Genomic DNA, 13,372 nt, shown 5'->3' with positions numbered 1-13,372 from the left:
ACCCCCCCTACGACACTGGCAGTTAAAGCAGCCGCGACCAATAACTACGATGCCAGCATACTCCCCAAGCAATTGGTAGTTCGGGTGGCGTGGGAAAATGTGAGTAGTCTGCAATATACCTATTATGCAGGGCAATTTGGCGGTACGGATGTCGACTTACAGGCGTTTAATACCTCAGGAATCACCTCTAGTTGTGAGACCTATGACTCTAGTGATGCCCCTGCAACCTATGGCAACCCCACGCATGCAATAGTATCGGGCATTTATTTAGGTACAAATACCCCCGATAATGAAAATGCGCCACCATCGCCCTTGGATGGCATGGGTGATGATAGCACGGGAATCGACGACGAAGATGGTGTAACCCTACCGGCACTGACCCAAGGGCAAACAGCAATGATTAGTGCGACGGTGACCGGTACAGGGGGTTATCTACAAGGCTGGATAGACTTCAATGGAAATGGCATCTTTGATGTAGGCGAACAGATCGCCACTAATCTCCAAGATAATGCTGCTGGAGATACCAACGCCACCGTTGGCACACTTGCCTTTACGGTCAATGTGCCTGCTACCGCAGTAACGGCCCAGACTTATGCACGTTTCCGTTGGTCGACTACCATCAACCTTAATGCCACCACAGCCACCGTGAATGGTGAGGTGGAAGATTATGCTATTACTTTAGGCAGTAGTAGGACTGTTGAGGGCGTGGTGTTTGAAGATGTGAACTATGGTGGTGGCGCAGGGCGTAGCCAAGCAACTGCTTCCGGTCTAGGGGTCAATGGCGTTACCGTAGAGTTGTACAATAGCAGTGGCGTGTTAGTCACTTCTGCTACTACCGCTAATGATGGTAGTAAAGATGGTGCTTATAGTTTTACAGGGTTATCGGACGGTGCTTATTATGTGCGTGTAGTCAATGACACGGTAAACTCTACCCGCCTTGGTGGAGATGGAACAGAACTCGGTGTACAAACCTTCCGTACTGATGGCCTAACCCCTATCACTAGTGAGGTGGGTGGTAGACTACCCGCCTTGACTGATGCTGCCACGAATACAGGCACTGAAGTGCTGAATCCCAGTAATTTTATTCTCGGTGTTGTCGATGGTGGCAGACAAGCCCAATCAGTCACACCGATCACCTTAGCAGGTGCGGCTATTAGCGGCATCGACTTCGGCTTTAACTTTGACACCATTGTCAATACTAATGACAGCGGACAAGGCTCTTTACGACAGTTTATCCTCAACAGCAATCTACTGAAAGATATCCCAAACCAAGGTATTCATACTAGCAAGGAAACCTCAGTCTTCATGATCCCGGACGGTAGTGGTTATGCAGGTACTGCTGCACATGGTACTCTTGACCTTACCACAGCAGGAATTGCGGTCATAAAACCTCTCACCATGCTGCCAAATATCATAGATGCGGCAACAGCTTTGGATGCCAGCACCCAAAATACCGCAACTTGTACTTGGGGATCACGCAACCTGAAAGTGCAACTAGATGGTTCACTGTTATCAAGTACTGCAGTGGGTTTGCAAGGTGTACGAGTACGCGCCCCAGATACCTTGATTCGAGGTCTATCGGTGGTAAAATTTGCGCCCGGATATGGCTCGAACACGTACAACTACGGTATTTATATTGCTGAGGCAGGCAACCGTACCCACATTGCCTGTAACCATGTGGGGCTTGATACCATCGGTAGCGTGGCGCAACGCAACGGTGACAGTGGTATCCGTATTTTCCGTGCAGATGATGTACTAATCGGTGGTGATTCAGTTGATGATCGCAACATCTCCTCCGGCAACTGGCACGGTGTCTACTATATCGGCGCCTCCAACCTCACTATCAAAAATAACTTCTTTGGTGTAGACATCAGCGGCAACACAGCTATCGGTAACGGGAGTGAAGGTATATATGGCGGTGATGCAACTACCGGCGTTAATCCAGCTGAAGGTAGTAGTTTTACTGGCGTAGAAAGCAGTTTGAATGTAGCGATTTTGAATAACGTTGTATCTGGCAATCTACGGAATGCTATTAACCTGTCGGCAGGTACTAATCCTAGTTCCAGCACATCAGGCGTGATCCAAGGCAATCTCATCGGGGTCGGTGTAGATGGTATAACCGCTCTTGGCAACACAGCAGCAGGAATTTGGAACACGGTATCTTACCCCGTCACTTACCTAATAGGTGGCACTGGAGCTGGTGAGGCCAACATTATTGCCAATAACGGTACTGATGGTATCGACAACCGTGGTAATGGATCAGGACTCACCGTCTCTGCCAACAGCATATATGCGAATGGTGGCTTAGGTATTGATTTAGCTAATAATGCTGTTTCACTGAATGATGTCAACGATGCAGATGCTGGCCCTAATGCGGTGCTTAACTTCCCGCAGTTCAAGCAAACTATAGTCGTTGGCAGTAATCTAACTATCAGTGGCTGTGCGCCCACTGGAGCAAGTATTGAACTGTTTGAAGCGGATGTGTCGTCTACCTCATCCGCAGGTGTCAGCGCAGGCGCTAATCAATTTGGTAAAACACAAGACTATGGTGAAGGTGAACGCTATATAACCTCGTGGGTAGAAGGTACAGGCGAAGACACAGTGAGCACGCCTGTAGATTGTGCGACTTTAACCGATACCGATGGCAATAGCGCAGTAGGCATGAGCCCGTTCCAATGGACAATATCCTTACCAAGCTCCTTAGCGATCGGCGATAAACTTACCGCTACAGCAACTCTGAGTGGAGTTGGTACTTCTGAATTCTCCGCTATAGCTGTAATCACTGAGCCAGCTTATGACTATAGCGATGCCCCAGCAACTTATGGCAGCCCTATACATACGATTGCTAGTGGTCTGCACTTAGGTAGTGTGGCACCTGATGCTGATACTACTCAACCTACCCCCTTAAATGGGACAGGGGATGATACCACAGACAGTGATGATGAGGACGGCATCATTCTGCCTTCCCTCATCCAAGGTCAAACCGCCACGATCACTACAACCGTCACGGGTACAGGTGGCTATTTACAGGCTTGGATCGACTGGAATGGCAATGGCAGTTTTGCCGATGCAGGTGAACAAGTCGCGAATAATATCCAAGACAATCAGGTCGGTGATACTCATAACACTCTCGGAACTATTGCCTTCGATGTCAACGTCCCTACCAATGCAGTGACTACACCGACCTATGCGCGTTTCCGTTGGTCGACTACACAGAATTTAGATAGTACTACAGCCGCAACCAATGGTGAGGTCGAAGACTATGCCGTGACTATCCTCGCTCAATTTGAACCCGAACTACCTAACTCGGTCTGTACCATGAATGCGTATGGCTGGGCTGATACTCATACACCAATAGGTAGCGGCGGCGGAGAACCTAATCCGCCTTATAGCTTAGTCACAGGTAGTTATGACTGGGATGCAGCAGGTAACCCGCAGTGGACTGGCTCCAACACACCAACACACTCGGTACTAGCTAGCTTAGTCAATACCAGCTTGCCAGAGTTAGATCTAACCGATAGCTCAACCGGTCAGAATGAAGCATGGATGACCATCACTCGTTTAGAAGGTAGTCCGGGTAGTGCAGGCACTGCGATCATTCAGGATGGTGGCGCCTTAGAACATAAAGTATTTATTATCTCCGATGCAGCCGGAAATGTTTTGACCCGTTACCCGAGTGTCGTTAGCACCTCAACTAACACCGCTGTCACTCCACCGGGAGAACGTAATCTCAGTGGCTTGGTATTGAGCTTTAACTATCCTGCTGATGGTGTAGCCTATGTGCATATTTATGTAGTGGACTATTCGACTTATCGCGAAGTCCCTTATGTGGCGAGTTGCCTCCAAGACTTTGCTGACGCACCCGCCAGTTATGGCTCACCGGCTCATACGATTATGCGTGACCTACAACTTGGCAGCACAGCTCCTGACAGCGAAGCAAACGCCCAGCCGACAGTCGCTGCTAATGGCGATGATACAACCGGCACCGATGATGAAAACGGCGTTAACTTACCGATTGAGTTCAAACCTAATCAAATGACCAGCATCACTGTCAATGTGCTGGGGGCTAGTGGCCGCCTCCAAGCTTGGATTGACTGGAATGGTGATGGTGACTTCGCTGATAAGGGAGAGCAAATTGCTAAGAATCTTGCAGATAATGCGAGTACCGATACGGATGCTACCACTGGCGTGATTACCTTTAATGTAGCACCACCAGCCACAGCACTGATTGGCTCCACTTATGCACGCTTCCGTTGGTCTACGCAGACTAATCTAAACGCCACTGCAGCCGCTAATGATGGGGAAGTGGAAGACTATGCAGTGACCGTCGCAGCGAATGGAACTGCTCTCTCCATTGCAGGTCGTGTCTTCAATGATGTGAATGTAAATGGTATTGATAATACAGAAGCAGGCATCAAGGATGTGACCATCGTCTTGCACGATACGCTTGCCAATACTTGCAAAAGTACTCAAACCGCTGCCGATGGCAGTTATCTATTTACTGATCTTGCAACTGGTAACTACACTGTTTTGGAAGCAGTCGGTGCAAAACTGCCCACCCCTACGACTTGTCCACTGACGGCTAAAGACCCGAATGGCTGGGTTTCTACCACCTCAAATACACTAGCCGTGACTTTATCCACGAATGCAGTGAACGATGCTGACTTCGGCGAGGTACGCGCCCCAAGCTTTAGCTTAGATCATAGTAAGGTGATTTTACCTAATACGACGATTACTTATCCGCATGTGTTCCAAGCCTATGCAGATGGCAATGTGCTATTTAACATTGCTGCGGAACAAGCCGATCCTGCTACGCTAAATTGGGGTGTAACTTTATTCCTAGATAACAACTGTGATGCCAAACTCGGCCAAGGAGATGCGGCTATCACTTCTGCCTATCTTGTAAATGCAGGGGATAAGCTATGTATCCTCACTAAAGTGGCTGCTCCTGCTGATGCACTAGCAGGAGCACTTCATGTCTTAAGCATCAGTAGCGATTTCCAATACGGGGATGGTAGTTTACTAGCGGCCAATGACATACAAACCCATACTGATCGTACCCAAACTTCAGCCGGTAGTAATACCGAAGATCCCACAGAACCAATCAGCGGTGAAGGCAAGTTGTCTTTAGAAAAGTCAGTATGGAACTTGACGCGGAATATCGCTGGCAGTGTAGCCTTACCGGGTGAAACTCTGCGCTATACCATTCATTATGAAAATATTGGCAACGGTTTGTTAAATGAGTTGGCTATTCAAGACTCTGCCCCCGAATTTACACAACTAGTACCCCATTCAATGACCTGTGGAACGACCCCGCCTGAGTTATCTGCTTGCTCCCCTCAAGTGAATGCGACCAGTCTCGAGTGGACTTTTTCTGGACAACTTAAAGCAGGCTCTACTGGAGAAGTAAGCTATGAGGTTCAAGTAGAATAAAATTAAGCTAAGGATATTCAGGAATAGTTTAGCTGTTTTTGAATATCCTCAATAAGCGTACCTAGCCTGACTCTGCCTATTTTATAGGTATAGTTTTTTACTCATCAGCATCATAATAAAAATTATAAGGTAGCCCCAGCAATGACTGCTATCCTAGCTCGCGACATCTATGTAGTTATCCAGAAGTATCTTAATAAGCAATTTTTTTCAAAACTGCTACTCATCGTCCTGAGTGTCACTGGCAGCTATGCATACGCACTGCCTGATCTTAGCCTAGGTCTGTTTGGGCCAGGTATCCAAGATGGGACAGCACCTTTTAATGAAGATGGGAACTGTAGTAGTACCACCGCAAAAGCAGCCGCTGGCGACGACTGTGGAGAAGCTAATAATCAGGTTCGTACTCAAGATAGCGTCATTTTTAACTGGTCTATCACCGCCAGCAATTATATACCGGGTCAAACTAATCCTAAAAACGTGGTTCTAGAGCAAATTCTGCACCCCGGTGTGAATGCTAAGCTCTCTTTTGCACGGATACCGGCACGTTGTCTACCGGCTGGTGGTGGTGGTACTAATCCACCCTCTTCGCTCACCACTCAAACCAATGGTGATATTAAGCTGACCTGTAACTTAGGTGAGCTTACTGATGGGGGGCAAATTTCCTTCTCCACTTTTGCTAAAGTTTCTGGTTTATCGTGGAATGGCTCTACTTTTACTAGTAGCCAACGTCTGTACTCGAATGATGATACGGGTAACCCTAATGCTAATAGCGATACACTTCCTACCGTAGGGCCATTCGACATCTCAGCACGTCCGATGGTGGATTTAAGCAGCAGTGGCTTTCGTGGTTATTATCTATATGGTGATCGTGATGTCGGCCAAGGTTTAGAACCCGGTTATTACACTTGGGTAAATATGCGTCTGGCTTCACCGCAGAAATCAGGCACAGAAGCAATTAAACAACCCTTTACTTATACCTTTGACCTCTCTGCTACCAAAGCCGCTGTAAATGGCGTCGATTATACCAACTCAGGTTTTGAGTATCACATGGTCGATTGTTATTACAACAGCATTGGCTGGGGTGATAACTTATATGGGCGTGAGGCTTACGGTGCCTCTGACCTCACAACCTATCCTTTAGAGAAAAAGGTCATTGAATCGGGCACTTGTAATTTTAGTCGCGCTAATCCAGCTAATATCTCCTCACCTTATACTATGTCTATTAGCGGCACTGATCTATCTGGTGCACGCTATCCTACGCAAACCATTGGAGGCACTAGTTTAGCGGCAGGGCCTTATTACTATATGGACATGCTGGCACGGTTTTTTATCCCTATGCGGGTCATTGACAATGCTGATGGAGTGATGGATGGGAAGGGCAGTATCTATATTAAAAATATTCTCGGCAACTTTAGCCCAGAGGGAATTTCAGGTGCTAAGAACTATAACGGCCTTGAAGAACCGGGCTTTAATGGTAATCCGATGCCGAGTGGAACCATCAGCAATAATATTGCACAGCCTTATAATTACTATCTAACCACTCAAGGTTCATGGGCACACTATGCCTTCCCCCAAGACAATGATGCCGGAACAGGTTATAGCTATTTTGCACCGAATGATTCGCACTCTGGTCAAGGCTTAGTGCCTTCTGGCAAAGCTTTTGCCAGTGTTTTACATTTTGGTAACAATGGCTCGAATAACCTTTCACACCCACAAGCCTGTAATGTATTTGACAATAGTACCTTGAAACTGGTTGATCGTAGTTCTTTTGGTGCGACTGCAGGCACTTATGCTTATGTAGGGACGTATAATGCGAGTGGTTTCAATGCCACTAATTATCTTGTTGAGTACGGTCATATTGACCTGACAGGCGATGACCCGATTGACAAAAACGGTGATGGCACAGCCGATTATAATAATCAAACAGGGCGTTATGAAGGTAAATGGGATGTCCAAGGTTTAGCACGCTGTAATGATAATGCCACTGTTTGGAAGACCGATCCGACTCAAGTCGGCTCAGGCATAGACGATGTCAACATAGTTAGAGTACGCCTAAAAGATAGCGTTCAAGACACTGTCAAGTTAGCCAGCGCCCAATATATTCGCTTTGTGACCCCCTTAGCAGCTCGCAATAATTTTTATCAAGGCCCACATGATGGTGAACTGATCCCGATGGGTACTGTCATGGCTACTTTTGGTAGTGTGCGCACCGACGAATATTGGGGCGGTATTTGGACACCCGATAATATCCGTCCTTATAAACCCTCTCCTGAAACCGGTGTCTATGACGGTGATCGCGTTACTTTGGCACGTACCTCCACCCGTTTAGATTCTGAAACGTTAGTACCTGTGGCAACACCCGGCAATACGGCTAGCACCTTAGCCGGCAACCAAATTGTTTGGAAAGTGAATACAGCGATTCAAAGCTTATTAAGTACACCACCACAAGAAACCGGTGTAAAAATTATTGCTGAATTACCTCCTGAGGTCAGTTACAACCAGAGTTGCACTACTAGCTATACCAATGCTAGTGGCACAGTGATTGGCACACCAGCTAATTTAGTAGAGTTTAATACGGATCGAAATGGTCTTGCTAAAGCTGGCTATACACGCTTGATTTGGAACTTAGGGACAGTGACTGCGGATGTCGCGATTCCACCTCGAGTGATTTGCACTGACAGTGACCCCTTGGCAAAAAACAATACCAGTGTGGTGGGCTATTTTGAAATTAAGGGTGATACACTGATCTCTCCGTTATCCCAACGCAGTGATACACACACGATTACTTTGGAACAGATTGGCAGTATCCAACTCTCCAAGAAAGTAGACACTAGTTTAGACAATCAAAATGATAGTCAAATTTATACCTTGAGCTGGGCCAACTTTGCCGAGTCATTTAGCATTGCTGCTCCGACGGTGATTGATGTTTTACCCTATAATGGGGATGCAACCGCAACGAATACTGAACGTAGCCCTGCTTCCAATTTTGTGGGTACTCTCACCCTACAACAAGCACCGACCACGACTTGGATGGATGGCTCAGTACCTAGTGGTGCAGAGGCGAGCATGGGAACTTGGTATTACACCAACGACACGCCTAGTAGTATTAATTCTAATCCTGATCAAAATACGTCAAATTGGTGTTTAGCGAGTAATTTTGGCAGTGGTGCTGCTGGCTGTCCCAACAGCTTTGCGAATGTTACTGCACTAAAATTTGTGTCTAATTACGCCTTAGAAAAGGATGGACATCCACGCCAAGGGATGAAGGCGACCCTAAGTTTACAAGCCAGCAATAATAACCCGGGAAATCGCTATACGAATCGTTTTGCTTTTGACACCTCCTCCTTGCCAGCCGCCCAATTCCTACGGTCTAATAATGAAACGGTGTATATTGCTAGTTATTCATTAGGTGATTATTTATTCAGTGATAATAATCATAATCAAAAGTTTGATGCTGGGATTGATAAACCAGTCCCAGATGGTGTTACGGTAAATCTACATAAAGCAGATGGTACGCTGGTTCAGGCCACTACCACTGGTCTACAAAAATCCGGACGCTATTTATTCAATCTACTTGCAGCAGGCGATTATTATGTCGAGATTCCAGCCAATGAATTCCAAACGGGAGGCAAATTAGCTGGCTGGGATATTGATCTTAACAGCGCACCTGCGGCTAATGATATCAATGAAGTTAATAATCAAGACGGTTACAAAACAGGCTTACCCGCTAGTGTAGGCATTCGCTCGAATACCATTACTTTATCTGCAACCCCGCCCCTGCCCGGTCAAGTCCCGAAAGGAGATGAACCGATTGGCGATAACATAGCGAGCCTTACGGATAGCACAGGCGATGACTTCTCTAACTATACCCTTGACCTAGGTTTGACACCTATTTATGACTATGGCGATGCACCCGTCAGTTATGGGGTGGCTGCGCATATTCAGCAAGGATTGCCAGCACCCTATATTGATGTAGTGAGCCCTGATGCTGAAGCAACTAGCGCTCATTCCGCCGATGCAAAGGGTGATGGTAATGATGAAAGTTCACTGACTGAATTCCCAGTTTGGGAAGTTGGCAAAAAATGTAGCGGCTTATTATCCAATGGACAGTTTGGTACGGTACAAATGACGGCTACTAGCTATTGTTTGACGGTGAAGGCATCGAACCCAACAGCTAAAGCCGCTCAACTCATCGCTTGGCTCGACTTCAATAATAACCAAATATTTGACGAGAGTAGTGAGCGCTCGGTAGTTGTCTTGAATAACAACAGTACTGATGATGCGACTCAAGGCAATGTGCCCGCCAATAGTTTAAACAAACTCATTGTTTTGCAATGGACGGGAGTTACTCCACCGACGGGCAGTTCTATTTTCGCTCGGTTAAGAATTACTACTGATCCTGACTTTAAAACCACGACCTTAACCAGAAGTACCGAGGTGGCTGCCGATGGTGAGGTGGAAGATTATCAATTTCCCCTTAGTTTAGGTTATCCAGTAAGCGGACGGGTTTATCAGGATAAGAATGTGAATGGGGTAAGTGATAGTAATGAGCCGGGCTTAGAGGATATTCCGGTCGTATTGCTGAATACGAGCACCAACACTTGTGTGAGCGTCAAGACCGATGCACAAGGCAAATATACGTTTAATCAGGTGACAGCCGGTACTTACCGACTCTATGAAGCAGCTAATGCTCAGACTCCCCCAGTATGTGATATAACTACTGCACGAGATCTAAACACTTATCTATCTTCAACCGCTAATGTCTTAGCAAACTTTACAGTGAACGCACCCGTCACTGATAAAAACTTTGGCGATGTGAAACTGCCTAGCTTCACCCTTGATAATGAGCAAACAACCAATCCGGGCGGTAGTGTATTGCACCAACACATTTTCCAAGCAGCCACCGAGGGTAGCGTGGTGTTTAGCGTGAAACAAGCTAGTTCTAATCCAGCTAGTTTAACTTGGGGAATTACTTTCCATCTGGATAACGATTGTGATGGGCAGTTAAGCGGTACCGAACCTGCCTTAACGGCTAGCCTAACCGTCACTGCGGGGCAGAAAGTCTGCATACTCACTAAAGTCTTAGCACCCACCAATGCTAGCGATGGGGCTACTCACTTGGCTGAAATCCAAAGCAGCTTTACCTTTGGTAATGGCAGCTTAATTAGTACACCGAATCTACAAGTTCATACTGACCTCACGAAAGTGATCGACACGACAGTCACCGATCCAAGCGAAGGCAAAGGTAAGCTCAGTTTAGTAAAATCAGTCTGGAATGTGACACGCAATATTAATGGTAATGTCGCCCTACCCGGCGAAAAGCTCCGCTACAGCATTCGTTATGAGAATATTGGCACTGGCTTATTGAAAGAATTAATTGTGCATGATTCGATACCAGAGTTCACACAAATGGTCACTAACTCGCAACAATGCATAACCACACCGCCTGAGCTTAATGCCTGCACACCTACGCGTAATGGACAAAGCTTAGATTGGACGTTTAGTGGTCAGCTTAAAGCAGGTTCTAAAGGCGAAGTAGCCTATGAGGTAACCGTGGAGTAACAAGCGAGGACTAAAAGAAGCTGATCAACTCAGCTTCTTGTTAGACCAGCTTGAACTATTTCTTGGTCGACTTTAGCGTTAATTTGCTGCGAGGCTTGTCGTTATTGGGTGTAGCATTGGACTTACCCTTGGTAGGGCGCTTAGGTTTGTCCTCACGCGCCCGACTTGGCTTAGCCTTTTCTCGTCCAGCAAAACTCTCTTGGGTTTTAGGACGCTCACTACGCTCACGACTACTAGCACTACGATTGGTCTCACTGCGCTCTCTGTAGGAGCCACGTTCAGTTTGTCCACGCTCACCCTCGCGAGCAGGCCGACGCTCACGCTGAGAACCCTGTTCGGAACGCTCTGCATAGCTAGTACGCTCTCTAACATCACTATAGCTAGTCGCATCCGAAGTTGTACGACTAGGACGCTCACGCTCAGACCAATCAGCACGCTCACTACGTCCGCGTCCACCTCGATCAGAATCTCTGAAGCTAGCCTCATCTGAAGCAGGACGGCTCGGACGCTCACGATTGAACCCCTCTGAACGCTCATTACGCCCGCGTCCACCCCGATCTGCATAAGGCTTACGCTCGGAACGCTCATAGTCATGCGAACGCCCACCGGTATCCGCTGCAATATTTAAAGGCCTGCCACAAACACGGACATTTTTCAGATGGGCAAATAAGTCTTTTGGCATGCCTTCTGGCAAATCCAACAAAGTGAAATGATCACGAATGCTAATATTGCCGATAAAATTACTATCTAAACCAATCTCATTGGCAATCGCACCAACAATATTTTTCGGCTGCACGCCATGCTCACGCCCGACCTCAATCCGATAACGACACATATCCATGTCATTAGTCGCATTGAAGCGTTCTCGGCGCTCGCCGCCTTCACCTCCCCTACGCTCACGCCCACCTTCTCGACTGCGCTCAGCACGCTCATTAGGTCTGCGTTCTTGCTCGAGAGGCAAATCTTCAATTTCAGGTTGCAATGGCTGATCTTTTTGTACCAAATAAGCTAAAGCAGCCGCGACATCTTCCATATCTAACGCTTGTTCGTTTTGGAAGGACTCCATCAGCTCACGGAAGAACTCTAGTTCTTCTGACTGAATCGTCTCAGTAATTTGGCGCTTAAACTGATCAATCCGGCGATCAACAATTTCATTACGAGTCGGCAATTGCATTGGTTCAATGCGTTGACGAGTCGCTTGCTCAATTGCATAAAGCATGCGTTTTTCACGCGGAGCCACGAATAAAATGGCCTCACCGGTACGCCCAGCCCGCCCAGTACGTCCAATCCGATGTACATAAGACTCGGTATCACTGGGAATGTCATAGTTAACTACATGGCTAATCCGTGGCACATCTAAGCCACGCGCCGCTACGTCGGTTGCTACTACAATATCCAACTTGCCATCTTTCAAACGCTCAATGGTACGTTCACGTTGTTGTTGGTTTAAGTCACCATTTAAAGCCGCCGCCTCATAACCACGTGCTTCCAATTTTTCGGCTAGTTCTTCGGTCACGATTTTGGTACGCACGAAAATAATCATCGCGTCAAAATCGGTGACTTCCAGAATACGGGTGAGTGCATCTAATTTATGCAAACCACGCACTTGCCAATAGCGCTGGGTAATCGCTTCAACCGTGGTGGTCTTAGCAGCAATTTTAATTTCGACCGGATCATGCAAATGGCGCATCGCAATCCGCCGAATCGGTGCTGGCATGGTTGCTGAGAATAAAGCTACCTGTCGTTCAGGGGGAGTATGGCTTAAGATTTCATCCACATCATCAATGAAGCCCATGCGTAACATTTCATCGGCTTCATCTAGCACCACCGCTTTAAGGCGGCTTAAATCTAAAGTCCCACGGCCTAAATGATCTAAGACCCGTCCTGGTGTACCTACCACGACCTGTACACCACGTTCCAATTGACGCAATTGCTGCCCCATACTTTGTCCACCATAAATCGGTAAGACATGAAAGCCGGGTAAATGGCGCGCATAAGTTTGCATGGCTTCCGCCACTTGAATAGCTAACTCACGCGTAGGAGCTAAGACTAATAACTGTGGGTAATGTTCGTTACTATCAATCCGGCTCAGTAGGGGCAATGCAAAGGCAGCGGTTTTTCCTGTCCCTGTTTGCGCTTGGCCGAGTAAATCATGACCTTCTAGTAATAAAGGAATACTTTCAGCTTGAATAGGAGAGGGAGTTTCATAGCCAACTTCGCTAATCGCCTTCAGAATAGGCGCGGCTAAGGCCATTTCATCAAAACGGAGTGAAACGGGAGGGGTTACATCATTTGTCATGGAGCTGCCTGTTTGGAATGCCGGTAGGTGCGCGGTCAGATGGATTGGGTAAAGCTAAAAAGGTTGACTACCTTACGCTGT

The 13,372-nt window shown here is 47.1% G+C and carries 2 protein-coding genes and 1 pseudogene; 2 read left to right on the top strand and 1 reads right to left on the bottom strand.

The genetic code is table 11. The annotated features are described in order from the left end of the window. A partial coding sequence (locus tag Q0307_RS09310) for a GEVED domain-containing protein (protein WP_298659774.1) occupies window positions 1–5,433 on the top strand: 5,433 nt, incomplete at its 5' end. A gap of 141 nt (window positions 5,434–5,574) precedes the next feature. Next, window positions 5,575–10,992, top strand: a complete 5,418-nt coding sequence (locus tag Q0307_RS09305; protein WP_298659772.1) for an SdrD B-like domain-containing protein — start codon at window positions 5,575–5,577, stop codon at window positions 10,990–10,992. A 616-nt stretch (window positions 10,993–11,608) separates the two neighbouring features. Here Q0307_RS09305 and Q0307_RS09300 read toward each other — a convergent pair. Then, window positions 11,609–13,246: pseudogene (locus Q0307_RS09300) on the bottom strand (DEAD/DEAH box helicase); the annotation flags it as partial. Window positions 13,247–13,372 lie beyond the last annotated feature (126 nt).

Origin of the sequence: uncultured Thiothrix sp., assembly GCF_937873765.1 — a bacterium.
Taxonomy (GTDB): domain Bacteria; phylum Pseudomonadota; class Gammaproteobacteria; order Thiotrichales; family Thiotrichaceae; genus Thiolinea.
Note: the sequence above shows the minus strand (reverse complement) of the source record. Positions and strands in the feature narration are given on the sequence as shown.